We start from the raw sequence: 26717 nt of genomic DNA on the forward strand, positions 1-26717 counted from the left end.
TTACCAACCCGAACAAAGAACGGTGAACACAATGAAGTGGAACAGCAAGGCGACCGCCCTGACGGTCTTCGGTGTGGCGGCGACCCTGACCCTCGCGGGCTGCTCAGGCGGCTCGGCTTCGGGCGGTGCGTCCGGCCGGTGCCGATGGCTACAAGATCGCGTTCGTGCAGGGCGTCGCCGGAGATGAGTTCTACATCTCCATGCAGTGCGGCATCCAGTCCGAAGCCGCCAAAGAAGGCGCCACCGTCACCACCCAGGGCCCCGAGAAGTTCGACCCCACCCTGCAGAAGCCGATCGTCGACGCCGTCGTCGCCTCCAAGCCCGACGCCCTCCTCATCGCCCCCACCGACGTCTCCGCCATGCAGGCGCCGATCGCCGCGGCCGAGGCCGCGGGCATCAAGGTCGTCCTCGTCGACACCACCCTCGAGGACCCCTCGGGAGCCGTGTCGCAGATCTCCTCCGACAACCAGGGCGGCGGAGCCGCGGCCTTCGAGGCCATCCAGAAGGCGAACCCCAACGGCGGCAAGGTGCTCGTCGTCTCCACCGACCCGGGTGTCTCCACCACCGACGCGCGCGCCCAGGGCTTCGAGGACGCGGTGAAGAAGGACTCGAAGTTCGAGTCGGTCGGGGTGCAGTACTCGCACAACGAGCCCTCCACAGCGGCCGAGATCGTCACGGCGGCGCTGCAGAAGGACCCCGACATCGTGGGCATCTTCGCCGCCAACCTGTTCGCCGCCGAGGGCTCCGCCACCGGCGTCCAGCAGGCCGGCAAGCAGGGCCAGGTCACCATCGTCGGCTTCGACGCCGGCCCCGCCCAGGTCAAGGCCCTCGAAGCCGGCACCGTCCAAGCCCTCGTCGCGCAAGAGCCCGCCACCATCGGCGAAGACGGCGTCAAGCAGGCCATCGCCGCCCTCAAGGGCGAAACCACCGAAGCCAAGATCCAGACCGGCTTCACCATCCTCACCAAAGACAACATCACCACCGACGGCAAGGACGCGGTCTACAAGTCCAGCTGCTGACGTCTGATCCCGGATGCCGGGACCCGGAGCGACTGCCCGGGTCCCGGCATCCACACTTCTCATCTCGGCCTGGGGCGGGTTCCGCACCAGACCCGCTCGCCCCTCCTCGACACACGGAGCCCCGCATGACCGACCTCACCGCCGCCGCCCTCCCCTCCCTCGCGGCGAACGTCTCCGTTCCGACGTACGACAGGTCGACCGTGCGCTCGCGCATCGTCCATTTCGGTGTGGGCGGCTTCCACCGGGCGCACGAGGCCATGTACCTCGACCGACTGCTCGAGGCCGGCCACACCGAGTGGGGTCTGTGCGGAGTCGGGGTCCTGTCGTTCGACGCGGCCATGCGCGACGCGCTGGCGACGCAAGACGACCTCTACACACTCGTCACCACCGCGCCCGACGGCACGTCTGCCGCGCGCGTGGTCGGCTCGATCATCGAATACCTCTTCGTCCCCGACGACCCCGAGGCCGTCGTCGCCAAACTCGCCGATCCCGACACCGCGATCGTCTCGCTCACCATCACCGAGGGCGGGTACGGCGTCGACGATGCGACGGGCGAGTACGCGCCGCGCGACGAGGCGACCCTCGCCGATCTCGACGGCGCCGTCCCTCCCCGCAGCGTCATGGGACTGCTCACCGAGGGTCTTCGTCGGCGCCGGGATGCCGGCATCCCGGCCTTCACCGTGATGTCGTGCGACAACATCCAGGGCAACGGACACGTGGCCCGTGCCGCCCTCCGCGGCTTCGCCGAGCGTCTCGACCCCGAGCTGGGTCGCTGGATCTCCAAGAACGTGTCATTCCCGAACTCGATGGTCGATCGCATCACCCCGGTCACCACCGACGAGACGCGCGCCGCGGTCGCCGAGGAGTTCGGCATCCGGGACCGCTGGCCCGTGAGAAGCGAGTCGTTCGAGCAGTGGGTGCTCGAAGACGACTTTCCCGCCGGCCGACCGCCGTTCGACGAGGTCGGTGTGCAACTCGTCGACGACGTCGAGCCCTACGAGCTGATGAAGCTGCGGCTGCTCAACGCCTCGCACCAGGCGATGAGCTATCTCGGGATCCTGTCGGGGGCGCGCTACGTGCACGAGGTGTGCACCGACCCGCTGTTCGTCGACTTCCTGCGGGGGTACATGCACGAGGAAGCGATCCCGACGCTCCGACCCGTGCCGGGCATCGACCTCGACGCGTATTGCGACCAGCTCCTCGCCCGCTTCGGCAGCGAGGCGATCCGCGACACCCTCGCGCGTCAGGTCGTGGACGGCTCCGACCGCCTGCCCAAGTTCCTGCTGCCCGTCGTCCGCGAACAGCTCGCCTCGGGCGGGAGCATCGATCACTGCGCCCTCGTGCTCGCGGGGTGGAGCGTGTTCCTCGAGGGCCGCACCGAGACGGGCGAGGAGACTCCCGCCGTCGACAGCCGCCTCGACGAGCTCCGCGCGATCGTCACCGATGATCCCGCTGCGCTCCTCGACTACGCCCCGGTGTTCGGTGACCTCGGTCGCGACGCCCGTCTGCGCGGGGCCTACCTGTCGGCCCGCGCATCGCTCGCCGAGCGCGGCGCCCGCGGCGCGATCGCCGCACTGACGGCCTGATCACCGCGCACGAGTCGCCGGGTCCCGCCCCTCAGTCGCGGGTGAGGCCCCGCAGGAATCCGGCGATCGCGTCGTGGAAGCGCGCGGGGTCCTGATTCGCCTCGTTGCAGTGACCGGTCGCGTCGAACGCGACGAGCTCGGCACCCGGATGCCGTTTCACGTAGGCGAGCGACCCGCTCACCGGCACCACCGGGTCGCGGAGGCTGTGCAGGATCAGCGTGGGCACCCGGGGTGCCGGACGCGGCCCGTCGACCCAGTTGAGCGCCGGAGCGTCCACCGCTTCGATCAGTCCCAGCGCCTTCGCGCCGAGGCTGCTGCCGAGGATGCGCATCGACGCGCCGGCGACCGAGCGCGGGAGGCGAGCACCCGCGACGGCGTTCTCGACGACGCGCGTCCAGTCGAGGGCGGGGGCGACGAGCACGAGGGCCGTGACCCGGTCGCGGTGCGCCGACTGCTCGAGCGCGAGCATCGCGATCGTCCCGCCCATCGACCACGCGACCAGCACGATCTCCCGCGCTCCCTGCTCGATCGCGTAAGAGATCGCATCGTCGACATCGCGCCACTCGCGCGTGCCGAGCGTCGAGGGGAGGGAGTCCGCGGGGGCGCACTCCTCGTCGCCGGCGTACGACACGACGAGCGACATCCAGCCCGCCTCCACGGCCGCCGGGGCGGAGCGCAGAGCGCCGTTGCGGCTCGAGCGCAGGCCGTGCACATGGATCGTCCATCGGCCGTCCGTGCTCTCGCGGTCGCCGATCTCCCAGGCCTCCGCGACACCGCCGCGGCGCAGGGGCACCGAGACATGGCGGGTGGGGCCGACCTCTTCGGGGGCGCCGATGCTCTGCGAGGTCCAGGTGGCGACGGCATCCCCGTCTTCGAGACCGTCCGGCCGCGACGCGAGCGCACGCATGACACGGTCCCTCTCGATGCGGAGCGGCTCGCCCACGACGACGTGCCGGCCGTCGTCGAGCCACAGACCGTAGGTTCCCGGCTCGCGGCTCTCCGGCGTGGCGGGCACGGTGACGGTGTCGCCCGCGAGCGTGATCGGGGCGTAGACCTTCGGCGCCTTGGGCGCGATGAGGCGGCGGGCGACGTAGCCGGCGAGGGCCGTGTGGGCGACGGCGACGGTCGCGGCGGCGACGCCGGTTCCGACGGCGAGGGAACGGATCATGAACGGGCTCCGGTGGTTCGGCGGGTTAGGTGGGCGTCGATGTCGTCGAGCAGGGCGCGCTGCGCGGGGGCGAGCGGCGTCGAGGTGGCGATCGCGTCGTCCTCGACGGCGACACGCAGGGCGTGCAGGCGCGTGTCGGTGACGGCGTCCGCGGGGAGCCCCGGGAACGAGTGCACACCGCGTTCGCGCGCGATCGGCTCGAGCCGCGCGAGCAGGTCCTCGCCCCGTCGACGGATCTTCGTCGTCGTGCGGGATGCCACGAAGATACCCACCACGAACGACACGACGCCGAGGTAGAACAGGGGGTCGAACAGTGCGCTGACCACGGCGTCGGGCTCGAAGAAACGCGTCAGCGTGAGATCGAGGATCTCGCTCAGACACCCGAGCACGATCCCGACGGCCCCGACGCGGAAGAACACGCGCGTTCTCGGCAGCGACCCGCGGGCCGAGCGCAACAGCAGCAGGCCGACGAGGGCGATGCCCGCCATGTGCAGCACCCCGTACGCCCAGGCCCCGGTGGAGGTCTCCGCCAAGTCCTCGAGGAAGCGGAACGAGGACGTCCCGCGCTCGGGCATCGCGACGAAGAAGACGACGGCGAAGAGGGCGGCGAGCAACCCGGGGAACCCCCACCGCAGCGTGCGGATGCGCGCCGTCACCGGAGCGGTTCCGGCCTGGATGCCGAGCCACAGCGCCATCATCGTGAGCACGTTCTGCACGAGCTTGAGGACGTTCGTGCCACCGAGCAGGCCGTCGAGAAGGCCGAGCGGGATGATCGTGCCCTGGGTGAGCAGGGCGATCGAGCCGACGAGTGCGGCAAGCCAGGCGATGCGCGCTCGGGGCTGACGCCAGGCGACCCGCGCCCGCAGCACGACCACGAGCAGCAGGCCTGCGAGCGCCGCGTCGATGAGCATCACGGTCACCACGACGACTCGGCCACCCTCGGCGAGGCGTACAGCAGACGGGCAATGCGGTGCGCGACGTGCTCGGCGACCAGCTCCGCCTCGTACTCGGGCGTGGTCAGTCGCGGGTTGTCGTGAGGCGAGACCGACGAGCGCTCGTGCAGGGCTCCCGAGCAGTGCGCGTCGTCGAGCAGGTGCCCCAGTTCGTGGGAGGCGGCGAACTGGCTGTAGATCACGGCATCCGAGGCTCGAACGTGGATGCTGCCCTCGCGCCGGTCGGCGAAATAGGTGAGGAAGCCGGTCAGCGTCCCCCACCCCGTGGTGTCGACCTCTCGCACGACGCGCAGGCGGATCTCCAGTGCCCGCTCCACCGCGTGGACGACCTCGTCGAAGGTCATTCCGGGGGTCAGGCCGGCGCGCTGAAGCGCGTGCTCCACGCGCGCGTGCACGCGATCGAGCGTCTTGTCCGTCTCCGTCATCTCCGTCCCCCCCTTACGGCCGATCATGTCGCGGGCGGCCTCCCGCGCAGGGAGTGGGCGATCGCGCGGAGGGCGTCGGGCGACATCTCGCCCAGGGCGCGGAACTGGATGCTGCTGGCTCCGGCTTCGCGCATGGCGTCGCGCAGCTCGAGCTCGGCATCGGTACGGTCGGTGACGGCGTCGTCGGTGTAGTCGGTGAGGTACTCGGTGGGGACGTCGGCCCACTGCGTGATGAGGCGAAGCACCTCCTCGTCGAGCACGACCGTGTTGGTGGCCGCGGCCAGCAGGGCACGGGCGCTCTCGGCCGACGCGGGATCGATCTCGTCGAGGTGATCGACGAGATCGCTCTCGCGGGCCGCCTGGCTGGCGACGAGCCGGCGGACTCGCGCGGCGAGCGGGCCCGCAGGAACCCGCATCTCGACCCGCGGAGCCGACTCGGGGTTCGCGACCTCTTCGGGGGACACTCCGAGGGCGGCGGCGAGCGCTTCGATGTCGTTGGTGTTGTAGGGCAGCGAGAAGCCGGCGCGCGACTGGTAGTAGCTCTTCGTCATTCCGGCGCGACTGATCAACTCACCCACCGTCAGGCCTTTCGCCCGACGCAGGCGGTCCACATTCGCCACCACTCGGCGGGAGTACCGCGAGGGTGGTCCGACGGCGCCGCGACCCACGTTTCGATCGTAGACGCCCTCGACCGCCACCGGATGATCGTATTTACGGCCCGGGTCCGGGTGCTATTTACGAAGCCCTGTGCTTGTATGGATGAGGACCGCACGCGAGGCGTCCGTGGGGGAAACCCTCGCGTGCGAGAGGTCGGAAGAGGCTTTCCGATCCGTCGGCGACGGGCGCGGCACCATTGGGGGGTGCCGCGCCCGTTCGCTCCCCGGTTCGGGGCAGAGCGTCGTCCGGCCGGGCGAGGCCCCGCGAGAGTCGCCGAGAGGTGTCGTCTCCGAGACCGTCCGGGTGGCGGTCACCGCACCTCTGAGTCGCGGGAGCGCCTCACAGCGCGCAGGACTCTCGTTCGATGAGCGACACGTCGATCACCGTCAGCTCATCGAGGCCGAGACCGGCGTCGGGCTGGAGGCGCGCGAAGACGCGCTCGGCCGCCAGCGCACCGATACGGCGCGGATCCTGGTCCACCACCGTGACCGAGGGGGTCAGGGTGTCGGCCATCGGGAAATCGCCGAAGCCGACGAACGGCATCGCCTGCCCGCGCAGCACGTGCACGAGGGCCATCGACGAGCGGGCGTTCGCGGAGAAGACGGCGGTGGGCGGGTCCGAGAGCGCGCGCAGGCGTTCGAGGGCGGATGCCGCGGACTCGCGGTCCGACACCTGCGAGGCGATGAGCTGCTCATCGACGTCGACCCCGGCTTCGCGCAGCGCTCGACGCCAGCCCTCGACGCGCTTGGTCTCGGTCGAGAGGTGCACCATGTCGCCGACGTAGGCGATGCGGCGGTGACCGTGCGAGAGCAGATGGGCCGTGGCCACGTGTGCGCCGGCTTCGTCGTTCTCGGTGAAGGTGTCGGTGTGAAGGCCCACCGGGGCGCGGTCGACGAACACGATCGGGGTGTGGCCGCGCCAGCGCTCGAGCCAGGAGTGGTCGGTGCCGACCGGCGCGATGACGAGGCCCGTGAGCTGACGGCCGAGGAGGGACTCGAGCGCGGGCCGCTCGTCGGCCGGGTCTTCGCCGAGGCTGGTCACGAGGGTCGAAAGCCCCCGGCGTCGCGCGGTGTCCTCGACGGAGCGCGCGATCGCGGCGAAGAACGGGTCGACGACATCGGGAACGGCCACCCCGATGACCGAGGCGCGCCCCGCGCGGAAGGTCGTCGCGAGGGCGTTGGGCACATAGTTGAGCTCGCGCATCGCGGCCTCGACGAGGGCGCGGGTGTCGGGCAGCACGTGGGGGTCGTCATTGAAGACGCGCGACACGGTCTTGGTGCTCACCCCGGCGCGCAGGGCGACATCGCGCATGGTGGTCACGAGGCACCTCCGGGATAGGGGTTCGGACGGGGGGCTGCTCCGACAGGCCACCCTATCCGGCGGCGGGTCGAACCCGCCCGCCCGGGCCCGCGACGACGCTCCCCCGCGTGCACCCGCGGGCAGCTCGCCGCGTCCCGGGCGGGCGTGGTCACGTCAGCGGCCGTCGACCGCGTCGGCGAGCTCGCGCAGGCGCGGCAGGGCACGACCGGTGAGCAGCTCCTCGCGACGGTCGGCGTCGATCGAGAGGCTGTCCTTCCACAGCGACCGGCCGGCCATCGCACCCGAGGCGCCGTTCGCGACGGCGGTGCGCACCTGCTCGATGAAGGTCTCGTGATCGACGCCGGCCGACAGCACCGCCCACGGCACCCCCTGGGCGACCTCGGTCACGCGGGCACTGGCTTCGGCCGAGCCGGGGTACTGCAGCTTGAGGATCTTCGCGCCGCAGGCGACGGCGAGCGCGGCGCCGTCGACGACGAGGTCGGCGAACTTCGCGCGGTACTCCTCGTCGCTCTCGCCCTCGAGCTGGTAGGTCAGCAGCTCGACGATGAGCAGCAGCCCCTCGGCCTCGCACGCGGCGACCAGGTCGCGGATCTCCTGCGCGACGCGGGAGTCGGCATCCTGCTTGTCGGGGCGCGTGTAGTAGAGCATCTTCGCCACGGTGCCGCCCATGTCACGGACGGTGCGGGGCGTCACACCCGGCACGAAGCGCGTGTACTTCAGCGCGTCCACGGTCTCGAATCCCGAGGCGTCGAGGCCGACGACGAGGCCGGTCTCGCGGTCGAGAACGCCGTCGTCGACGATCTGGGGCAGGGCGACCTCGGGGTCGAGCAGGATCGCGGGGGCGTGGTTGGCGAGGTGGCGTACGAGGTCGGCCTTCACCTCGGCGAGCTCCTCGCGCGTGATCGCTTCGGAGCCGTTCGGGGCGTCCTTGATGGCGGCCTTCATGCCGTTGCGCTGGTCGGCGGCGACGATGAGCATGTGACCGTCGGCGGTGCTGATCGACTGGAGCGCACGGCGCTCGAGCGTGGTGAGTTCGTTCATGATCTCTCTTCTCTGGGGTCTTCGCGCGCGGGTCCGCGCGGGGGTCTGTTCAGGAGGGGACGGATGCCGAGACGAGGCGCCGCGCCATGTCGGCGGCTCCCCACGCGACGTCCTGCTCGCGGGTGGACAGGGACGGTTTCGGCAGCACCTCGGCGCGGGCGCGGCGGACCGAAGCCATCCCCGCCCAACCGCCGGTCAGGGTGGAGTGGGTGGCAGGAGCGACTTCGCGGTCCATCGCGGCGATGAGCTGGGCGACCTCGTCGTTGCTGTGACGCAGCGCCGCCTGGAAGATCTCGGCGGGTGATGCCTCGGCGTGGAGGGTCAGGCGCAGCACGCCGTCGTCGTTTCGGGCGCCGGTGACCTCGACGGCCCCCGCGGGCAGCTCCCCCTCGAGGGGCAATGCCATGACCGCGGCGTCGAGGGCATCCCGGCCGGCGCGGTCGCTGATGCCGGCGGCGTGCAGGACCCGCCGCAGCAGCAGTCCGGTCTTCACCCCCGCGACGAGCACGTGCTGACCGGGCACGACGTGGCGCACCTCGTTGATGAGTGCGTCCGCCAGGCGCTGACGCGCCGCGAAGCCCAGGGGCGCGTCGAGCACCCGCAGCAGCACCTCGGCGGTGCCGAGCGAGACGTGGTAGCCGTCGGCATCCAGGGTCCCGTTGGCTTGCGCGGCGACGAGGTGGTCGTGGCCGGCGACCGTGAGGGCGGCCCCGGCGACACGGGAGCCGTAGGCACCGGATGCCGTGCCCCAGGGCAGTCCGCCCCCGCGCAGCGGCGGCAGGAGGTCGGCGGTGACGCCCAGCGCGTCGAGCATCGCGGGCCAGGCGGCGCCGGAGTCCTGGTCGATGAGGCCGGTGCGCGAGGCGAGCGAGAGCTCGAGGGCGGTGTCGCCCCCGAGTGCCGCGACGACGAACTCCGGAAGGTCGAGCCACCGCAGGCCCGTGAGGTCGGTGCCCTGATCGCGCACCCACGCGAGCTTGGCGACGCTCACCTGGGCACCGAGCGGCAGACCCGTCCGCCCCGCGAACTCCTCGCGCACCACGGAGGGGAATGCGGCGATCTGCGCGAGCCCGCGCGGGTCGAACCACGCGAAGCCGGGTGCGACGGCCCGGCCTTCGGCGTCGATGAGGATGCCGGTCTCGCCCATGCCCGCGACGGCGAGCGAGGCGAGCGGGGCGGAGGCGAGCGGAGCGAGTTGCGCATCGATCAGACCGATCAGCGTCCGGATCGCGCCGAGCAGGTCGTCCGCGACGATGTCGGTGGTCCCGCCCTCGCCGACGCGCCACGGCGTGGGCACCTGGGCGCCGGCGATCTCACTGCCGTCGTCGGCGATGACGAGCATCTTGATCGCGGTGCTGCCGAGGTCGAGTCCGCCGTGCAGGCGCGCCGACCTCGAAACCATGTCACCGGTGTCTCGCATGAGCGGCCGTCCTTTCCGGAACTTCTCCGAGTCCCGGAATTTCAAGCATGACACCGGTGACTTGCTACGTCTATGGTGGGGGTATGCCGTCGCCGTGTCAAATACCCGATCCGCTCGCCGTCGTCGTCGCCGGAACCGCCGGCAGCGGCAAGAGCACGCTCGGGCGGGCGATCGCCGAGACCCTGCGCGCGCCGCTCGTCGACCTCGACAGCGTGACCACGCCGCTGCTCGACGCGCTGCCCGAAGAGGTGCTGGGCGCGCACTGGCTCACCTCGCCGCACGCCCCCGCGATCCGCGCCGGGCGCTACGCCGCCCTCCGGGCCACCGCCGCCGACGCCCTGGCCACGGCCGGCCGCGTGGTGGTCGTCGCCCCCTTCACCGCGGAGCTTTCGGGCGGCACCGAGTGGGACGCGCTGGTCGCCGCCCTCGCCCCCGCCGATCCCCACGTCGTGCACGTCGACGGAGACCCCGCCGTGCTGGCATCCCGTCGCTCCTCGCGCGGGGCCTCTCGCGACGCGCACCGCCCCGACACCGCCCCCGTGGCCCCCTCGATCCCGGTCACCGCCGTCGATGCCGAGCTGTCGACGGCGCAGCAGCTGGCCCGCATCCTGCCGTCGCTGGGGATCCGGCGGCAGATCGATGCGGGCGCCGAGATCTTCACGCGCGAGTTCGACGCCGTGCTCTTCGACCTCGACGGCACGCTGGTGGACTCCACGGCATCCGTGGTGCGGTCATGGCGCCGTTTCGCCGAACACTTCGGTGTGTCCATGAAGGCCCTGCACGCCAATCACGGCCAGCCCGCGCGCACGCTCGTCGGCCTGTTGCTGCCCGCCGACCGCCACACCGAGGCGCTCGCCCACGTCACCGAGCTGGAGGTGACGGATGCCGTGGGCCTGGCGCCCGTCCGCGGCGCCGCCGTGTTCTTCGCGTCGGTGCCCGCCGAGCGCCGGGCGATCGTGACGTCGGGGTCGGTGCCGATCGCCACCGCCCGACTGGAAGCCGCCGGTTACGAGCGGCCCGCGGTGTTCGTCACGGTCGACGACGTCGAGAACGGCAAGCCTCACCCCGAGCCGTTCCTCACGGCCGCGACGCGCCTGGGTGTCGCCCCGGGGCGCTGCCTCGTCGTCGAGGACGCGCCCGCCGGCATCGCCGCCGCCCGCGCGGCAGGGTGCGCCGTCCTCGCCCTGACCGGCACGACGACCGAGGAGGAGCTGAGTGCCGACCTCGTGGTGGACGGACTGGATGCCGTGCGCCTCGAGGTCGCGGCATCCGGGGCGCTGCGACTGGCGCCGGCCTGAGCCGGTGCGAAGAGGCCGCCGTTACGACAGCGACGAGGGCCGGCGGATGACTCCGCCGACCCTCGGATAAGCCGCTGTCAGGAGGCGGCGACGATGATGTCGAACGTGGTGCGCTGTCCGTCGGCGCCGGCGATCCACCCCTTGGTGGTGCCGACCTTCTCGCCGGAGAACGCGGCGTTGAACGAGGCGTCGTCGTCGGTGGCGCCGGTGGTGGCCGCGTCGAACGTGGCCACGGCGTTGTCTTCGGTGCCGCCGGTGCCGGTGAACCTGCCGCCGTTCTCGCTGTCGAGCACGACGATCAGCGACTGACCCGGCGCCAGCGTCACGGGGCCCTTGGCGAGGTCGGCGGGGGCGAGGAACAGCGGGGCGGGCTGACCGTCGAGCACGATGCCCTGTTCGTTGTCGGGGGTCACGTCTTCATCCTGGCTCGGGGTGGGGACACCGTCGATGAAGGTGTCGTCCTGCGGGGCGGGGACGCCGTCGATGAAGGTGCTCTGATCGGAGGCGGGGGTTGCCTGGGCGGCGGCGTAGGCGGCGGCACCGGTGCTGATCAGGCCCACGGCGAGGATCGACGCGGTCACGGCGGTGAGGGTTCGAATGCGCATGAGCTGCACCTTTCGGTCGGTATGCCGCGCCCCGCCCCTGGTGGACGAGTGATGATCGCGGCCTGTACCGAGGGAATGGCCGTGACCGCGATCCGTCTTTCACGATCCGCGAGAAAACTTCCTGGAGGTTTCCTGGGAACGGTCGGCGAGAGCCGAGGGCGCCTGCGGGTGCGCTTCGTCCGCCGTGAAAGAAACCGCCGCGGCCGGACATGATGAAGGTGTGCAGCCTTTCTCTCCGGACCGCTCTCGTGCGTACGAGTCGCTCGTACGCACGCACGGCGACGCCGTTCTGCGATTTCTGCGACGACGCACCGAGCCGCAGACCGCCGAAGACGTCTTCTCCGAGACCATGCTCGTCCTCTGGCGGCGCTTCGACGATGTGCCCGATGAGCCCCTGCCCTGGCTGTACGTCACCGCGCGCAATTGTCTGCGCACCGCCGAACGGTCGACACGGCGGCAGTGGCGCGTCGTCGAGAAGATCACGACCATCGACCCACCCGCCGACGCCGTCGATGCCGGGCCCGAAGAAGATCCCCGAGCGGACTGCCTGCGAAACGCCCTGGCCCGACTCTCCACGACCGACGCGGAAGTGCTGCGCCTGTGGGCATGGGAAGAGCTCGCACCCCCCGAGATCGCGACGGTCCTCGACATCTCCGTCAACGCCGCCACCATCCGCCTGCATCGAGCCAAGAAGAAGCTCAGACAGGAAATGGACCGATCCCACCGACCCACCACCACGAAAGGAGGAGACCGATGAACGACGACGACCTGAGAGCACTGCTCCGCGACGCAGACCCCGGCCGCGGGCAGCAGCCCCTCGATGATGCACGTATCCGGCGCATCGTCGCCGCCGCGGAGCGCGACGGTCTCGGCGGCACCGGCGAACCGGCCCCCCGGCGTCGGCGTCGCCTGTTCGCCGGAGCCTCCATCGGAGCCGCCGCGACCGCTGCCGCCGGCCTGCTCATCGCCGGCCTCGTCGCCACGCCCGCCGTGCAAGCCCCCGGACCCTCCGAGACCTCTGCGTCCTGCGCGCCCACGAGCGTCGAGAGCCTGCGCGACTCCGACACCGCCTACGAGGCCACCGCGATCACCGTCGTCGGCGACGACGTCACCCTCGAGGTGACCCGGGTGTTCGCCGGATCCCCCGGACGCACGCTGACCGTTCCCCAGCAGCACGATCCCGCCAATCCCGACGGCGCAGGTCTGTTCGTGGCCGGAGAGTCGTACCTCATCGCCTCCGCCGATGAGTACATCTCCGACTGCGACAGCGGCCCGGCGACAGACGCGCTCCGCCAGATCTACGCCCGGGCATTCCCCTCGCCGACGACGAGGTGACCCGTGTCGCGTCGCGGCATGCCCTCTCACGTCCGTCGGGGGGCCCGGCCGGCCGCAATGCTACCGGTATCCGTCGTAAACACCAGGGGCCGTTTCTCGTCAGGGGCTTTTCCTACCGTGTGGGGACGCACTCGCCCCGACCTGAGGAAAATCATGTCCCGCAACATCGGCTACGCCACCCCTGACAAGAACACCCCCCTGGCGCCCTTCACCTTCGACCGCCGCGAGGTGGGCCCCGAAGACGTGCGCATCGACATCGCCTACTGCGGCGTCTGCCACTCCGACGTGCACCAGGCGCGCGACGAGTTCGGCGGCGCCCTCGCGACGCTCTGGCCCTGCCTCCCGGGGCACGAGATCGCCGGAACCGTCGCCGAGGTGGGCTCCGCGGTGACCCGTTACGCCGTCGGCGACCGCGTGGGCGTCGGCTGCCTCGTCTATTGGGGCGACGAGTCCCAGCGCGGCGTGGACGAGGAGCAGTACCAGAACCCGCCCGCGATCTTCACGTACAACGGCCAGGATCCCGACACCGGGAACGTCACCCTCGGCGGCTACTCCGACGAGATCGTCGTCAACGAGCACTTCGTGCTGCGCATCCCCGATGCCATCCCGCTCGAGCAGGCGGCTCCGCTGCTGTGCGCGGGGGTCACGACGTGGTCGCCGCTGGCGCACTGGAACATCGGTCCCGGCAGCGTCGTCGCCGTCGCCGGCCTCGGCGGGCTCGGCCACCTCGCCGTGCAGCTGGCGAAGGCGCGCGGCGCCGACCGCGTGATCGCGCTGACCACCAGCCCCGACAAGGCCGACGCCGTGCGGGCCCTCGGCGCCGACGACGTGATCGACATGACCGACGAGGATGCCGTCGAGGCCCACGCCTCGAGCATCGACTTCGTCCTGTCGACCATCCCGACGCCGTTCGACATGAAGCCCTACCTGTCGCTCATCCGCCACGACGGTGCGCTGGTGACGGTCGGCATGCTCGAGCCCATCCACGAGGAGGGCATCGACTTCGGCTTCGTCTCGATGAACCGCATCACGATCGCCGGCTCGCTGATCGGCAGCATCGCCGAGACGCAGGAAGTGCTCGACTTCGCCGCCGAGCACGGCATCGCCGCCGAGGTGAAGGTCATCCCCGTGCAGCAGGTGAACGAGGCCTTCGACGAGATGGTCGCCAACGACATCCGCTTCCGCTTCGTGATCGACAGCAGCACCCTGGATGCCGACCGCGACAGCGCCGCGGAGTTGCCCGCCTCGCAGTGAGCGACGAGAGGGGACGCGCCCGTTCGAGCGCGTCCCCTCACCGCGTCGCCTTCTCCAGCAGCTCCAGCACGTGCACGTACGACTCCCCTGTCGCCTTGGTCATGCCCAGCTCGCAGGTGCGGTTGCACGACGCGAAGGCGTCCGCGCCCCACGCGGCGACCTCCGACGCCTCGGGGGCGGTCGCGGCCTCCGTCAACTCGGGGTGCAGCATGCCGCGGTCCCCCGCGTAGGCACAGCAGCCCCACGCATCGGGCACACGCACCTCGGATGCCACCACCTCGCCGATCGCGCGGAGGGCGGGGTCGATGCCGAGTTGCTTCGAGGAGCACGTCGGGTGCAGCGCCAGGAGCTCCGCCACCGGGGTCGGCGACAGCACGGGCAGCAGCTCGGCGGCGGCGAAGGCCACGGCATCCACCACTCGGATGCCGTCCTCGCGCAGCGTCGCCGCGAACCCCTCGGTGCAGCTCGACGCGTCGCACACGACCGGCAGTGCACCGTCGCGGGTGGCCTCGCGGACGGCGGCACGCACGCGGGCCGACATGGTGGCGTGGCCCTTCGCATAGCCCTTGGACGACCACGGCGTCCCGCAGCACAACGCGTCGATGCCGTCGGGCACGACCGCCGCGACCCCGGCGCGCTCCAGAAGCCGGACGAAGGCCGCCGTCGCGCCGATGCCCTCGGCCGGACCGAACATGCTGCCCACGCACGCGGGGAGGAACACCGCCGCGGGCTCCACACCCACCGCGCCGACCCGCGCGCCCAGAGACCGCCGAGACGACCCGCCGGCGGGCAGCTCCGCCGCGTATCGCGGCACCGTGTCGGTGCCGAGCACCGCGCGGGCGGCATCCGTCGCCGTCCGGACGAGCGGGAGCGGCACCTTGTCGGCGACCGTGAGGGCGACAGACCCCGCCCGCGTCACCGCCCCCCATCCCGCCGCCGCGGCCGACCATCCGGCGGCGAGCACGGGATTGGCATCCTCCCGCCGGAAGCGCTTCATAAGCGTCCCGGTGTTGATGAGCACCGGGCACGCCGTCTGGCACATCCCGTCGACGGCGCAGGTCTGCACGCCGTCGTAGTCGTAGTCGTTCTCCAGCTCCGCGACGAGGGCGCCGTCACCGCGCTCGCGGGCCGCGGTCGAGGCGCGTCGCACCACGATGCGCTGGCGCGGCGTGAGGGTGAGCGATCGGCTCGGGCACACCGGCTCGCAGTACCCGCACTCCACGCACCGGTCGGCCTCGGGCTCGATCGACACCGGCGCCTTCAAGTGGCGCATGTGCGCGCCGGGGTCGTCGTCGACGATCACGCCCGGATTCAGGATGCCGCGCGGATCGAGCAGACGCTTCAGCCCCACGATCACCTCGTACAGCTCGTCGCCGTACTGCCGGCGCACATAGGGGGCCATCGCCCGACCCGTGCCGTGCTCGGCCTTGAGGTTGCCCCCCGCCTCCAGCACGAGGTCGACCATCGCGTCGGTGAAGCCCTCGAAACGGCCGAGAGCCTTGGCGCCCTCGAACCGGTCGGTGAGCATGAAGTGGATGTTGCCGTCCTTGGCGTGGCCGAAGATGACGCTGTCGGCATAGCCGAAACGCGCGAACAGCTCCTGCAGCAGCTCGCAGGTGTCGGCGAGACGTTCGACCGGCACGACCACGTCTTCGAGCAGAGCCGTCGTGCCGCTCGGCCGGGCACCGGCGACCGAGGCGTACAGGCCCTTGCGGAAGGTCCAGGCGGCGGCGCGTTGCACGGGGTCGCTCGAGAACACGGCCGCGTCGAGCAGGGGCTCCTCGGCGAGCACGCGCGCGCCCGCGCCGGCGAGCTCCCTCAGCGCGAGAGCATCGTCGGCGTGGTACTCCACCAGCAGGGCCGCCTGCGTGGTCGCCTCGAATCCGTGAATGGCGGCGGGCGTCCCGGCCAGGCGCTGTCCGACGCGGAGCGAAGTGGCATCCATCAGCTCCAACGTCGCCGCGCCCGTCGCCACCAGCGCCGGCAGGGACCGGGTCGCCGCGTCGAGAGTCGGGAACACCGCGAGGGTGGTGGCGATCGCGGGACGGATCGGCACGGTGCGGAAGGTCGCCTCGGCGACGAACGCGAGCGTCCCCTCCGACCCCACGACCAGATGCGCGAGCAGCGCCGCGGGCGTATCGAAGTCGAGGAAGGCGTTGAGGGCGTAGCCCATGGTGTTCTTCATCGCGAACTGCCGCTCGATGAGGGCGACGCTCGCCGGGTTGCTCACGACCCGCTCCCGCAGACGCATCAAGCCCTCGACGAGAGCCGGCTCACGCTCGCGCAGCAGGGCGTCGGCGTCGGGCTCGGCGGTGTCGACGACGGTCCCCGAGGCCAGCACGAGCACGAGCCCCTCGAGCGTGCGGTACGAGTTCTCGACGGTTCCGCACGCCATGCCGCTGGAGTTGTTCGCGACGACTCCGCCGATGGTGCACGCGGCCTCGCTCGCCGGGTCGGGACCGAGACGGTGGCCGTGCCGCAGCAGCCGCGCGTTGACCTGACGCACGGTCGCCCCGGGCTGCGAGCGCACGCGCCGGCCGCCGTCGAGCACGTCGATGCGCCCGAAGCCCTGGCGCACGTCGACGAGGAGCCCGGAACCCGACGACTGCCCCGACAGGCTCGTGCCGCCGGAGCGGAAGGTCACGGGGGTTCCCGACTCCGTGGCTGCGCGCAGCACCCTGGCGACCTCCGCCGCGTCGGCGGCGACGACGACGGCATCCGGGGTCAGCAGATAGTGCGAGGCGTCGTTGGCGTAGGCGACGCGGTCGATCGCGCGCGTGCGGATGCGCGAGACGTCGGCGACGGCCGCGGCGATCTCGGGAGCGATCTCGGGGGTGGCGAGGGTCATGCGTCGTCCTTCGAACGGTGCGACAGGGACATCACTCCTCGCCCTCCGGAGTGAGGACCCGCGTCAGGTCCGGATCGGTTTCGACGAGAGCCCGGATGCCGTGCGGCGGTCCCGCGACCAGGGTCGAGGCGTGCGCGACGGCGTGCGCTCCCCACTCGGCCGCCGACGCGGCGGCGACGGCGAGGGGGTCGTCTCCCGCGGCGGTGGCGGTGGCTTCGCGCGTCAGCCCGAGGAGGAAGCCGGCGAGGGCGGCATCGCCCGCTCCCGCGGTGTTGGCGACGAAGGGGGCATCGGCCCGCGCGAACACGGCGCGGTCGGCGGTCACGGCGACGAGGCCGTCGGCGCCGAGGCTCGCGAGCACCGTGGTGACACCGCGCTCGACGATCTCCCGGGCGGCGGCGATGACCTCGCCGAGTGTGGCGAGGGGGCGCCCCACCGCGGCGGACAGCTCTTCGGCGTTCGGGGTGAGCAGGTCGATGCCCGCGGGCTCGGCGAGGAGCGCGTCGAGCGCCGGCCCGCTCGTGTCGACCGCGACCCGCGCACCGTGTTCCTCAGCGGCCGCGCGGACGGCTGCCAGCTCGACCAGCTCTTCGGATCCCGAGAGCTTCGGCAGGCTCCCCGAGATCACGAGCCACGTGGCGGTGTGGAGGGCCAGCTCTTCGCGCAGCGCCGCGAGTGTGGCCGCCCAGGCCCCCGACGACAGCGGCGGAGTGGGCGCGTTGACCTTGGTGGTCGCGCCCTCGGCGTCGATGATCGAGGTGTTCACGCGGGTGGCGCCGGGCACTTCCACGATGCGCAGCAGCGGGGCGGTGAGTCCGCACCGGGCGAAGCGCACGTCGTCGGCACCGAGCACGACCACGGCGGCGGTGCGGGCTCCTCCCGCGGCGAGGGCGGCCGAAACGTTGACGCCCTTGCCGCTCACCTCACGGGTGTAGCTGTCGGCGCGGGTGAAAGCGCCGCGGCGCAGGGTGCCGACGCGGTAGGTGGCATCGATCGCCCCCGCGGCGGTCAGCGTGACGATGCCGCTCACGCGCGGATCCCCGCGGCGTCGAGACCGGTACCGTCGACGCCGGTCACGACGCGCCCGGTGATGACGTCGAGCAGGCGCCGCACCTCCGCGGCGACCGCCGCGCGCCCCGGGGCGAGCCAGCGGCGGGGGTCGATGGCATCCGGATCCCGCTCGAGCTCGTCGCGCACGGCCGCGGTCAGCACGGTGTTCAGGTGCGTGCCGATGTTGATCTTGCGCATGCCCGCGCGCACGGCGCCGTCAATCCCGGCGTCGGCGACCCCGCTGGAGCCGTGCAGGACGAGAGGCACGGGCAGGGCCGCGGCGAGTTCCGCGATGAGGGTCTCATCGAGCAGGGCGCTGCGTTCGCGCATCGCGTGCTCGCTGCCGACGGCCACGGCCAGGGCGTCGACCCCGGTGGCCTCGACGAATCGCGCGGCCTCGGCGACGTCGGTCCGTACGCCCGGGGCGTGGGCGCCCTTGCCGCCGATCTCGCCGAGCTCGGCCTCGACCCAGGCTCCCGCGGCGTGCGCACGGGCGGCGACGGCGGCGGTGCGCTCGAGGTTCTCGGCATCCGTCAGATGGGCGGCGTCGAACATCACCGACCGGATCCCGACCGCCAACGCCTCGTCGACGAGCGGCTCGTCGGTGGCGTGGTCGAGGTGCACGACGACCGGCACGGACGCGGCGTCTGCCAGTCGCAGAGCGGCGGCTCCCGCGGGAGCGATGCCGCCGTGGAACGCGATGGCGTTCTGCGAGAGCTGGAGGATCACGCCCGACCCGGCGGCCTCGGCCCCGGCGACGATGGCCTCGGCGACCTCGAGGGTGATGAAGTTGAAGGCTCCGACCGCGCGGTGCGCGGCGAGCAGTTCGGGCATGGCGGCCAGCGGCACGGCGGTCTCTCTCTCGGGTCGCCCCTCCGCGTGAGGGGTCGTTCTCTGTCGCCTGGTACATCCCGCGGCGACAGTTCTTGGCCCCTCACGACAGGACGAGGGGCCCGAACGTGAGTGTCTGGACAGCGAGGAGTCCTGACCCCCTGAGGCGTCTGACGGGGGGGTGGATGCCGGGACCCCCGCGTCGGCGTGAGGGCCCGGCATCCGGGTGGATCAGCAGCTGGACTTGTAGACCGCGTCCTTGCCGTCGGTGGTGATGTTGTCCTTCGTGAGGATGGTGAAGCCGGTCTGGATCTTGGCTTCGGTGGTTTCGCCCTTGAGGGCGGCGATGGCCTGCTTGACGCCGTCTTCGCCGATGGTGGCGGGCTCCTGGGCGACGAGGGCCTGGACGGTGCCGGCTTCGAGGGCCTTGACCTGGGCGGGACCGGCGTCGAAGCCGACGATGGTGACCGCACCCTGCTTGCCGGCCTGCTGGACGCCGGTGGCGGAGCCCTCGGCGGCGAACAGGTTGGCGGCGAAGATACCGACGATGTCGGGGTCCTTCTGCAGCGCCGCCGTCACGATCTCGGCGGCCGTCGACGGCTCGTTGTGCGAGTACTGCACACCCACCGACTCGAACTTGCTGTCCTTTGCGACGGCGTCTTCGAAGCCCTTCGCTCGGGCGTCCGTGGTCGAGATGCCGGGGTCGACCGACACGACGAGCACCTTGCCCCCGTTGGGGTTGGCATCCTGGATCGCCTTGAACGCGGCAGCCCCGCCGCCCTCGTTGTCGCTCGAGATCTGCGAGACCGCACCGGACGGGTCTTCCAGCGTCGTGTCGACGAGGACGACCTTGATCCCGGCGGCCTCGGCCGCAGCGATCGGCGCCTGCATGGCCGACACATCCGTGGGGGCGATCAGCAGCGCATCGGGCTTCGATGCGACCACGGCGTCGACGATCGGCTTCTGCAGGGTGGGGTCGAACTTCTCGGGGCCCTGGGTGGTGACGGTGGCGCCTTCCTTGGCGGCCTCGTCCTGAATGCCGCACTGCATCGAGATGTAGAACTCATCTCCGGCGACGCCCTGCACGAACGCGATCTTGTACCCGCCGTCTCCGCCCGAGGCGGAGCCCGACGAGGAGCCGCCGGAACACCCGGCGAGTACGAGGGTGGCTGCGGCGCCGAGGGTGGCGAACGCGAGAACCTTGTTGTTCCACTGCATTGTGATGACCGTTCTCTCTTGGTGGGATTCGGATGCCGGGCCTCAGCCGCGGCGTCCTCCGCTGACGAACTTGCGCCAGAGGCTCTGGGTGTTGCCGCGGGTCGCGGCGGTGCGGCGCACCTGGTCGACGTAGACGGCGGTGATGAGCACCGCGCCCACCGCGACCTGCTGCCAGAAGGGCTGCACGCCGGTGATGACGAAGCCGTTCTGCAGGACGGCGGGGATGAAGAGGCCGACCACGGTGCCGAAGATCGTGCCGACGCCGCCGAACAGCGAGGTGCCACCGATCACGACGGCCGCGATCACGTTGAGGTTGGTCTGCGACTGACCGGCGATGGCGGTCGTCGAGAACTGCGACAGCGCCAGGATGCCGGCGAGACCCGCGAGAGCGCCCGACAGCGTGTAGACCGAGATCAGGTGGCGGTCGACCTTCACGCCCACGCGGCGGGCGGCCAGTTCGCTCGAGCCGACGGCGTAGGTGTAGAGCCCGAACTTCGTGAAGTGCAGCACGACGGCGCCGATCACCACGACCACGAGCGCGATGACGCTGATGATCGGGAGCGACCCGAAGACATTGCCGTATCCGATCGAGACCGTCAGCACGGTCGGCACGTCGCGGATGTCGACGCCGCCGGTGAGGATCTGCGCGAGACCGAGCGCCATACCGAGCGAACCCAGCGTGACGATGAGCGGCGGGATCTTGGCCTTGGCGATGAGGAAGCCGTTCAACAGGCCCCAGCACACGCCGCTGAGGATCGAGACCAGGATGCCGATGGTCGCCACGCCCCAGCCCTCACCGCCGAGTGCGCGCATCGTCAGGGCCGAGACGACGCCCGAGAACACCAGCACCGAGCCGATGGAGAGATCGATGCCCGAGGTGATGATGATGTACGTCATCCCGACGCCCAGGACCGCGAGGATCGAGGCGTTCTGGATGATGAGGCGGAAGTTCGACCACTGCGCGAACGAGTCCGGCGCCAGGGCGCTGAAGATCAGCACGATGACGATGAGGATGATCAGGATCTGGAAGGCCTGCGCCTTGAGCAGTCCCGTGAAGAAGCGGGGCTTGTTCTCCTCGAACGTGCCGATGGCCACGGTCTCGGTAGGGGGTGTCCGAGTACTCATTTGGAGTCGTCCTTCGTGACGGCGCCGGTCATGAGCCCGACGAGTTCTTCCATGGAGGTGTTCTTCGCGTCGACGTTCGCGACGCGGGTGCCCAGGCGCAGCACCTGGATGCGATCGCAGACCTCCATCACGTGCGGCATGGAGTGCGAGATCAGGACCACCGCGATGCCCTTGTCGCGCACGCGCCGGATGGTCTCGAGGACGTTCTTGGTCTGACGCACACCGAGGGCCGCGGTCGGTTCGTCGAGGAAGACGAGGCGTCCGGCCCAGTGCACGGCGCGGGCGATCGCGATCGCCTGACGCTGACCGCCCGACATCTCCCCCACCGGCGAAGAGAGCGAGCGGACGGTGGCGCCGAGCTCGTCGAACGCGGCCCGCGAGGCCACGGCCATGTCCTTCGTCTTCATGAACCCGAGGGCTCCGGCGAGGCCGGGGCGGCGGATCTCGCGGCCGAGGTACATGTTCTGCACGGGGTCGAGGTGGGGAGCGAGAGCGAGGTCCTGATAGACCGTCTCGATTCCCAGTGACGATGCGATCTGCGGGTTGCTCATCTCGATCGGCTTGCCGTCGAAGAGGATCTCGCCCTCGTCGACCGCGAGGTTGCCCGAGAGGGCCTTCACGAGGGTGGATTTGCCGGCGCCGTTGTCGCCGATCAACGCGGTGACCTCACCGGGGTAGACCTCGAAGTCCACGTTGTTGAGGGCTCGGACGTGACCGAACTGACGCGAGAGACCGCGTGCTTGCAGCACCGGGACGGCCGTTGTGACTGACGACATCGTCAGCTCCTTTCGTTGGTGAGGATGAGGGACGAAGACAGGAAGGTCGAGGCGACCGTGTCGAACGATTCCGTCGAGGCGGCGAAGGCGGCGAACAGCGCCGCCCCGTAGGCCGTGCCCTCGTCGTGGGTCGAGACGGTGACCTCGGGCAGCAGCGCCGAACGCGAGCGGACGACGGATGCCATGGTCGACCAGCCCCCGGTCAGCACACCGTCGAGGTCGGCGGGGCCACCTCGCGGTCCATCGCCGCCATGCACTCGGCGAGCATGTCGTTGCCGTGGCGCAGGCTCGCCGCGAACAGTTCGGCGGGGCTGAGCCCGTCGCTCTGGGCGACGATCTTGAGAACACCGTCGTCGTTGCGAGCACCCGCAACCTCGAGGCCCCCATCGGCGAGCGTTCCGTCGACGGGAAGGGCGAGGGCGGCCTCATCGACGACCGCGCGGCCCGTGGCATCCGTGATCCCGAGCAGCTGGAGCACGCGACGCATGAGCAGGCCCGACTTCGTCCCCGCGAGCAGCACGTACTTGCCCGGGATGACGTGGCGCACGCAGTTGATGCCGGCGTGGGCGAGGCGCTCGCGCGCGGCGAAGGGGAGGGTGTCGTCGAGCACGCGCACGAGGGCCTCGGCCGTACCCATGGAGTCGTAGAGCTGGCCGGTGTGCGTGGCTCCGACGGCGACGGCGGACACCAGGTGGTCGTGGCCGGCGATGGTGAGGACCGCGCCTCGGAAGCCCGCCGGCATCGTGTCGTCGGTCAGCACGCCGACGGCCTCTCCGGCGCTCACGCGGGCACCGAGGATCGACTCGTCGACGCCCAGCACGTCGAGGGCGGCCTGCCACGGGGTGCTGTCGTCCTGGTCGATGAGACCGGTGCGCGAGACGAGCGAGTACTCGGCCACCCGCGGGCCGCCGAGGGCGTGCACGACGAACTCGGGGACGTTGAGGAACGTCGTCCCCGCGAGCTCGATCCCGCTGTCGCGCAGGTGCAGGAGTTTGGCGATGGAGGCCAGCGGCCCCACCGGCAAGCCGGTACGACCGGGAAACTCGGCGCGGAACTCCTCGGGCGTCGCGACGATCTGGGCGGCACCCCGAGGGTCGAACCAGGCCATGATCGGCGCGAGCGCGGTGCCTGCGGCATCCAGCAGCACCCCCGCCTCGGCCATGCCCGAGACGCCGAGCGCGAGGACGCGGTAGCCCTCGCCGAGACGGGCGTCGGCCTCGGCGGCGAGCTCGCGAACGAGGGCGATCGCGCGGTGGGCGGGCATCTCGGCCCGACCGTGGTCGAGGTTGGTCCAGGGCGAGGGGCGGCTCACCACGAGCACCTGGCGCCCCTCGGGGGTGGCGACGAGCAGCTTCGTGCTGGTGCTGCCCATGTCGACGCCGACGACGTAGTCGCTCATCGCACCTCACCTCCGCGGAGGGTGCCGGGCCAGCCGGCGCCGGGAGCGGCGATGAGGACCTCCGCCTCGCCGGACAGGCGCCAGGCGCCGAAGGCGTACGGCACGGCGTAGACCTGACCGCGCTCGATGTCAATCGATCCGGCGTCCGACACCAGCGCGCCGGATCCCTCGCGCACCAGCACCACCGCGAAACCGGCGTCGCGCACCGCGGTCTCCCCCGCCGCGTCGAAGAGGCGGAAGTAGGGGTCGGCGACCGCGGGCAGCAGCGAGCGGAAGTCCGCCCCCGCCGGCGTCGTGCCCGTCGTGCTGATCAGGGCATCGAGGGTCTCGGCATCCAGCTTCTCGGTCGAGACCGAGGGCATGACGGCGTCGAAGCCGAGGTCGAGGTGCGACTCCTCGCGCGTCGAGGTCGTGACCGACCACTCCAGCAGGATCGAGAAGTCGGTCGGCTCCTGCACCTCGGCGACGAAGATGCCTCCGTCGATCGCATGCACGGTGCCGGCGGGAACGAGCACGCCCATGCCGGGGCGCACGACCACGCGATTCATGCGCGAGAGCATCCACTCGCTGTCCTGCGCGTCGCGGCGACGGTCCAGTTCGTCGCGGTCGACGGCCTGGTTCCAGCCGACGTGCACGGCGCAGTCGTCCTCGGTCTCGAGCACGTACCAGGCCTCGGTCTTGCCGTACGGGCAGTCCAGGTGCGCGGTGGCGAACTCCCGACCCGGATGCACGTGGACGGGAAGCCGCTGCCGCGCGTCGAGGAGCTTGACCAGGATGCCGAGGTCGGCGGCATCCCGCCCCCCGCGCGCTCCCACCCACGAGGCGCGATCGGCGGTGACGAGGTCGCGCAGGAAGTCGCCGCCGTCGGTGACGGCGAGACCGACCGTGTCGGAGCCGAAGCGCGACACGGTCGATCCGAGCCACTCCTCGGGCTGCCGGTCGGTCTCGGGGACGATGCCCCGCAGCGCCGCGATGCGGTCGCCGCCGAGGTAGAAGTGCTGCACGGGGTTGGGGGGCAGCAGGACGGGCTTCATGAGGGGGCTCCCAGGGTGGCTGCGGCCGGGACGGCGACAGCGCCGGACGGCTCGGGGTGGACGAGGGCGGCCGCCGCGGGGGACGTGCACTCCGCGGCCACGGAATCGGACGGATGCAGCAGGAGCGGAGCGGATGCCGAGACGGATCCGATTCCGCTGCGCTCATCCGACTCGGCGAAGGGCACCTCGCCCGAGCCCCGGGGCACGAGGCGCGTGGGCACGACCGTGCGGGTCGGGGCGTCGTGGGCGTGCAGGGCCAGGTGACGCAGGCGCCGGAAGGCCGCCGCGCCGAGCAGGCGGGGGTCGTGGTCGACGTAGGTGATGCCGGGTTCGAGCACCTCGGCGAGGGTGAAGTCGCCGAACGAGATGAGCGCCGGCATCCGGAGTCCGCGCGCACGGATCGCCCGAACGGTCGCGATCGCGGCGAGGCTCGTCGCGCACAGCAGTGCGGTGGGAGCGTCGAGGCGCCCGAGCAGGAGCGAGGCTTCGGCGGCCTCTCCCGCACGGAATCGCTCGTCGGTGACGACGAGCGAGGGATCGAACGCCACGCCCGCCGCCTCGAGCGCCGAACGATACCCGGCGAGGCGGTCGCTGACCGTGGGGTACGGCACGTCCTCGCCCATGAAGGCGACGCGACGGTGGCCGTGCGAGAGCAGGGCGGCGGTGGCCTCGGCCGCGGCCCCGAAGTCGTCGATGACGATGGAGTCGATCCCGGAGCGCACGCGGTCGACGGTCACCACGGGGCAGCGGTGGCGCAGTCCCGCGAGGACCGCGGCGGGGACCGCGACCGGCGCCACGATGAGGCCGGCGAGACGGTGGCCGGTCAAGCGGTCGAGCTGGGCCGTCTCACGCGCCGCGTCGTAGCCGGTGCTGGCGAAGATCACGCTCAGGCCCTCGGCGATCGCGAGCTCTTCGACCACGCTCACGAAGGCGGCGAAGAACGGATCGCTGATCGCATCGATCAGGATGCCGATCGTGTCGGCCTCGCGACGCTTGAGCTCGCGGGCGCTGCGGTCGGGGACGAAGCCCAGATCGCGCACCATCTGCAGCACGCGGTCGCGGGTTCCGGGCAGGACTCCGGCTTCGTCGTTGATGACGCGCGACACGGTCTTGGGGCTCACGCCCGCTGCCGTCGCGACGTCGATGAGCCGAGCGCGCGGGCGGGCCGTCGCGGCCTCGGCGACCGCGGTCACGGTCCGTCGCTCATCGTGCGTCATCGCATCTCCGACATCGTTGTCATTCGGGAGGGAACCCTGGGGCGGGCCTCGATGGAGACAGCATGAGCCCGACGGGACAACGTTGTCAAGTCACGGATGGATCTCGATGACATCGATGTCGAGACCGAGCTCCCACGATGCGCCCGGCGCGAGCGGACGCAGCAGCCCGCGCGCTCGCGCATCACCTCGACCCAGGATCGTCGGCGCCGTGGCCGGCTCCACCCCGAGCACCACCCCGCCCTCCTGGGCGACCCGCCACTGGAACATCCCCGGCAACCGGGCGGTGTCGAACGAGATCCGGATGCCGAACCCCGACGCCGCGACCACCTCGGCGCTCACGCGGCGATCGGTCGGCAGTTCGTGCGCGAACACCTGCTCGGGATAGCGCGCCGACGGTTCGGGGAACTCCGCCCACGACGACAACCCCGCCTCCGCGGCGACGTCGCGCGCGCGCACGCTCTCCGCCGGCGAGCGCAGGACCGTGCCCGCGTCCACCAGCGGCCAGCCGAGGTTCACGTGGTACAGCACCATGGGTTCGACCTCGCGCGAGCCGCGGTTCACGATCTCGTCGCGCAGTTCGATGCGCCCCTCGCCGAGCGGCAGCCGCACGCTCCGCCGCAGCTCGAGGTGCGCGCCGAGAACGGTCGCCTCGACCACCACGGCCTCGACGACCACGGCGTCATGCCCCGCCTCGGCCCGGACGACGGATGCCGAGAGCCCGCTGTAACGACCGTGCTGCGGATGCTCCCCCTCGACGTCGACCGACGGCGGGCCGAACGAGAGCAGCCCGCAGGTGGTCACGAGACCGCCGCCGAACGCCGCGCCGAAACCGCTCGCCCCCGGGCGCGGCCAACCGGTGGGCGAGACCCACGCCAGAGGCACGCCGCGGTGTCGCACCTGGCCGAGATCGAGCCCGCGGTCGGGAAGCAGCTCGACGTCCAGATCGCCGGCGATGAGCCGCAGGCGCCGGGTTCCGGCATCCGGCCCATCCGTGCGCACCGACGCCTCCACGGCCGCCAGGGCCGTGGCAGAACCCACGCGCCGTCGCGCGCCTTCGATCGACCGCCCGTACAGCTCGCCCATGAGCCCCGCCTTCCTTGCCGTGACGCGGCTCACGCTAGCAGTGATTGACAACGTT

Annotated in this window: 25 protein-coding genes; 6 read left to right on the forward strand and 19 right to left on the reverse strand. The window is 71.5% G+C overall.

Features of this window, described 5'->3' with window-relative positions:
• Positions 1-125 precede the first annotated feature (125 nt).
• Both QE454_RS03595 and QE454_RS03600 read left to right on the forward strand, forming a co-directional pair.
• A complete protein-coding gene (locus QE454_RS03595; RefSeq protein WP_309668520.1) occupies positions 126-1019 on the forward strand; it encodes an ABC transporter substrate-binding protein in 894 nt (297 codons plus the stop codon).
• A gap of 125 nt (positions 1020-1144) precedes the next feature.
• On the forward strand, positions 1145-2605 hold the full coding sequence (locus QE454_RS03600; protein WP_307458059.1) for a mannitol dehydrogenase family protein: 1461 nt from the start codon (positions 1145-1147) through the stop codon (positions 2603-2605).
• A gap of 31 nt (positions 2606-2636) precedes the next feature.
• Here QE454_RS03600 and QE454_RS03605 read toward each other — a convergent pair whose 3' ends face one another.
• From QE454_RS03605 to QE454_RS03635, 7 genes are all read right to left on the reverse strand, one after another.
• On the reverse strand, positions 2637-3773 hold the full coding sequence (locus QE454_RS03605; RefSeq protein WP_210072855.1) for an alpha/beta fold hydrolase: 1137 nt from the start codon (positions 3771-3773) through the stop codon (positions 2637-2639).
• Entirely contained in the window at positions 3770-4693 is a 924-nt protein-coding gene (locus QE454_RS03610; RefSeq protein WP_309668521.1) for a hypothetical protein, read from the reverse strand. Before QE454_RS03610 ends, QE454_RS03605 begins: the two co-directional genes overlap by 4 nt.
• Positions 4690-5151, reverse strand: a complete 462-nt coding sequence (locus QE454_RS03615; RefSeq protein WP_307458051.1) for a hypothetical protein — start codon at positions 5149-5151, stop codon at positions 4690-4692. The genes QE454_RS03610 and QE454_RS03615 overlap by 4 nt, the downstream gene beginning before the upstream one ends.
• Before the next feature lie 23 nt (positions 5152-5174).
• Positions 5175-5702, reverse strand: a complete 528-nt coding sequence (locus QE454_RS03620) for a hypothetical protein (protein WP_309668522.1) — start codon at positions 5700-5702, stop codon at positions 5175-5177.
• Between the two features lie 445 nt (positions 5703-6147).
• A complete protein-coding gene (locus QE454_RS03625; protein ID WP_307461171.1) occupies positions 6148-7119 on the reverse strand; it encodes a LacI family DNA-binding transcriptional regulator in 972 nt (323 codons plus the stop codon).
• A 162-nt stretch (positions 7120-7281) separates the two neighbouring features.
• Complete coding sequence (locus tag QE454_RS03630) at positions 7282-8169, reverse strand: hypothetical protein (RefSeq protein WP_210072843.1); 888 nt, start codon at positions 8167-8169, stop codon at positions 7282-7284.
• Positions 8170-8218: 49 nt separating this feature from the next.
• On the reverse strand, positions 8219-9571 hold the full coding sequence (locus tag QE454_RS03635) for an FGGY family carbohydrate kinase (RefSeq protein WP_210072841.1): 1353 nt from the start codon (positions 9569-9571) through the stop codon (positions 8219-8221).
• A 101-nt stretch (positions 9572-9672) separates the two neighbouring features.
• Here QE454_RS03635 and QE454_RS03640 point away from each other — a divergent pair, with 101 nt between their 5' ends.
• Entirely contained in the window at positions 9673-10887 is a 1215-nt protein-coding gene (locus QE454_RS03640; RefSeq protein ID WP_210072839.1) for an HAD-IA family hydrolase, read from the forward strand.
• A gap of 77 nt (positions 10888-10964) precedes the next feature.
• Here the strand turns inward: QE454_RS03640 and QE454_RS03645 are convergent, their stop codons facing one another.
• Positions 10965-11492, reverse strand: a complete 528-nt coding sequence (locus QE454_RS03645) for a hypothetical protein (RefSeq protein ID WP_307458048.1) — start codon at positions 11490-11492, stop codon at positions 10965-10967.
• A 220-nt stretch (positions 11493-11712) separates the two neighbouring features.
• Here QE454_RS03645 and QE454_RS03650 point away from each other — a divergent pair, with 220 nt between their 5' ends.
• From QE454_RS03650 to QE454_RS03660, 3 genes are all read left to right on the forward strand, one after another.
• Positions 11713-12249, forward strand: a complete 537-nt coding sequence (locus tag QE454_RS03650) for an RNA polymerase sigma factor (RefSeq protein ID WP_210072836.1) — start codon at positions 11713-11715, stop codon at positions 12247-12249.
• Positions 12246-12827, forward strand: coding sequence for a hypothetical protein (locus QE454_RS03655; protein ID WP_210072834.1), 582 nt, complete (start codon positions 12246-12248; stop codon positions 12825-12827). Before QE454_RS03650 ends, QE454_RS03655 begins: the two co-directional genes overlap by 4 nt.
• Positions 12828-12980: 153 nt before the next feature.
• Positions 12981-14081, forward strand: a complete 1101-nt coding sequence (locus QE454_RS03660; RefSeq protein WP_210072832.1) for an NAD(P)-dependent alcohol dehydrogenase — start codon at positions 12981-12983, stop codon at positions 14079-14081.
• 37 nt (positions 14082-14118) lie between these two features.
• Here the strand turns inward: QE454_RS03660 and QE454_RS03665 are convergent, their stop codons facing one another.
• The 11 genes from QE454_RS03665 to QE454_RS03715 all read right to left on the reverse strand — a co-directional run bounded on the left by QE454_RS03665 (position 14119) and on the right by QE454_RS03715 (position 26695).
• Positions 14119-16929, reverse strand: coding sequence for an FAD-binding and (Fe-S)-binding domain-containing protein (locus tag QE454_RS03665; RefSeq protein ID WP_307458044.1), 2811 nt, complete (start codon positions 16927-16929; stop codon positions 14119-14121).
• Positions 16930-16960: 31 nt separating this feature from the next.
• Positions 16961-17959, reverse strand: a complete 999-nt coding sequence (locus QE454_RS03670) for a 1-phosphofructokinase family hexose kinase (RefSeq protein ID WP_307458042.1) — start codon at positions 17957-17959, stop codon at positions 16961-16963.
• A complete protein-coding gene (locus tag QE454_RS03675; RefSeq protein WP_307458039.1) occupies positions 17956-18828 on the reverse strand; it encodes a class II fructose-bisphosphate aldolase in 873 nt (290 codons plus the stop codon). Before QE454_RS03675 ends, QE454_RS03670 begins: the two co-directional genes overlap by 4 nt.
• A gap of 213 nt (positions 18829-19041) precedes the next feature.
• Entirely contained in the window at positions 19042-20028 is a 987-nt protein-coding gene (locus QE454_RS03680; RefSeq protein WP_307458035.1) for an ABC transporter substrate-binding protein, read from the reverse strand.
• Between the two features lie 42 nt (positions 20029-20070).
• On the reverse strand, positions 20071-21153 hold the full coding sequence (locus tag QE454_RS03685) for an ABC transporter permease (protein ID WP_267788172.1): 1083 nt from the start codon (positions 21151-21153) through the stop codon (positions 20071-20073).
• A complete protein-coding gene (locus tag QE454_RS03690; RefSeq protein ID WP_210072821.1) occupies positions 21150-21929 on the reverse strand; it encodes an ATP-binding cassette domain-containing protein in 780 nt (259 codons plus the stop codon). Before QE454_RS03690 ends, QE454_RS03685 begins: the two co-directional genes overlap by 4 nt.
• A 2-nt stretch (positions 21930-21931) precedes the next feature.
• A complete protein-coding gene (locus tag QE454_RS03695) occupies positions 21932-22114 on the reverse strand; it encodes a hypothetical protein (RefSeq protein ID WP_309668523.1) in 183 nt (60 codons plus the stop codon).
• A gap of 17 nt (positions 22115-22131) precedes the next feature.
• A complete protein-coding gene (locus QE454_RS03700) occupies positions 22132-23328 on the reverse strand; it encodes an FGGY family carbohydrate kinase (RefSeq protein ID WP_309668524.1) in 1197 nt (398 codons plus the stop codon).
• A complete protein-coding gene (locus QE454_RS03705; RefSeq protein WP_307458030.1) occupies positions 23325-24362 on the reverse strand; it encodes a class I mannose-6-phosphate isomerase in 1038 nt (345 codons plus the stop codon). The genes QE454_RS03700 and QE454_RS03705 overlap by 4 nt, the downstream gene beginning before the upstream one ends.
• Positions 24359-25579, reverse strand: coding sequence for a LacI family DNA-binding transcriptional regulator (locus tag QE454_RS03710; protein WP_307458027.1), 1221 nt, complete (start codon positions 25577-25579; stop codon positions 24359-24361). The genes QE454_RS03705 and QE454_RS03710 overlap by 4 nt, the downstream gene beginning before the upstream one ends.
• Before the next feature lie 90 nt (positions 25580-25669).
• Entirely contained in the window at positions 25670-26695 is a 1026-nt protein-coding gene (locus QE454_RS03715; protein WP_309668525.1) for an aldose 1-epimerase family protein, read from the reverse strand.
• Between the last annotated feature and the right edge of the window lie 22 nt (positions 26696-26717).

Source organism: Microbacterium sp. SORGH_AS_0454 (assembly GCF_031453395.1).
In the GTDB taxonomy this organism is placed as follows: Bacteria; Actinomycetota; Actinomycetes; order Actinomycetales; family Microbacteriaceae; genus Microbacterium.

Excerpts from the sequence above, each read along its gene's own strand:
- QE454_RS03680 (WP_307458035.1), bottom strand. The coding sequence starts at position 20,028 with ATGCAGTGGAACAACAAGGTTCTCGCGTTCGCCACCCTCGGCGCCGCA.
- QE454_RS03630 (WP_210072843.1), bottom strand. The coding sequence starts at position 8,169 with ATGAACGAACTCACCACGCTCGAGCGCCGTGCGCTCCAGTCGATCAGC.
- QE454_RS03665 (WP_307458044.1), bottom strand. The coding sequence starts at position 16,929 with ATGACCCTCGCCACCCCCGAGATCGCTCCCGAGATCGCCGCGGCCGTC.
- QE454_RS03635 (WP_210072841.1), bottom strand. The coding sequence starts at position 9,571 with ATGGTTTCGAGGTCGGCGCGCCTGCACGGCGGACTCGACCTCGGCAGC.
- QE454_RS03705 (WP_307458030.1), bottom strand. The coding sequence starts at position 24,362 with ATGAAGCCCGTCCTGCTGCCCCCCAACCCCGTGCAGCACTTCTACCTC.
- QE454_RS03710 (WP_307458027.1), bottom strand. The coding sequence starts at position 25,579 with ATGACGCACGATGAGCGACGGACCGTGACCGCGGTCGCCGAGGCCGCG.
- QE454_RS03690 (WP_210072821.1), bottom strand. The coding sequence starts at position 21,929 with ATGTCGTCAGTCACAACGGCCGTCCCGGTGCTGCAAGCACGCGGTCTC.
- QE454_RS03640 (WP_210072839.1), top strand. The coding sequence starts at position 9,673 with ATGCCGTCGCCGTGTCAAATACCCGATCCGCTCGCCGTCGTCGTCGCC.
- QE454_RS03685 (WP_267788172.1), bottom strand. The coding sequence starts at position 21,153 with ATGAGTACTCGGACACCCCCTACCGAGACCGTGGCCATCGGCACGTTC.
- QE454_RS03700 (WP_309668524.1), bottom strand. The coding sequence starts at position 23,328 with ATGAGCGACTACGTCGTCGGCGTCGACATGGGCAGCACCAGCACGAAG.
- QE454_RS03600 (WP_307458059.1), top strand. The coding sequence starts at position 1,145 with ATGACCGACCTCACCGCCGCCGCCCTCCCCTCCCTCGCGGCGAACGTC.
- QE454_RS03620 (WP_309668522.1), bottom strand. The coding sequence starts at position 5,702 with ATGACGAAGAGCTACTACCAGTCGCGCGCCGGCTTCTCGCTGCCCTAC.
- QE454_RS03655 (WP_210072834.1), top strand. The coding sequence starts at position 12,246 with ATGAACGACGACGACCTGAGAGCACTGCTCCGCGACGCAGACCCCGGC.
- QE454_RS03625 (WP_307461171.1), bottom strand. The coding sequence starts at position 7,119 with ATGCGCGATGTCGCCCTGCGCGCCGGGGTGAGCACCAAGACCGTGTCG.
- QE454_RS03645 (WP_307458048.1), bottom strand. The coding sequence starts at position 11,492 with ATGCGCATTCGAACCCTCACCGCCGTGACCGCGTCGATCCTCGCCGTG.
- QE454_RS03660 (WP_210072832.1), top strand. The coding sequence starts at position 12,981 with ATGTCCCGCAACATCGGCTACGCCACCCCTGACAAGAACACCCCCCTG.
- QE454_RS03615 (WP_307458051.1), bottom strand. The coding sequence starts at position 5,151 with ATGACGGAGACGGACAAGACGCTCGATCGCGTGCACGCGCGCGTGGAG.
- QE454_RS03605 (WP_210072855.1), bottom strand. The coding sequence starts at position 3,773 with ATGATCCGTTCCCTCGCCGTCGGAACCGGCGTCGCCGCCGCGACCGTC.
- QE454_RS03695 (WP_309668523.1), bottom strand. The coding sequence starts at position 22,114 with ATGGCATCCGTCGTCCGCTCGCGTTCGGCGCTGCTGCCCGAGGTCACC.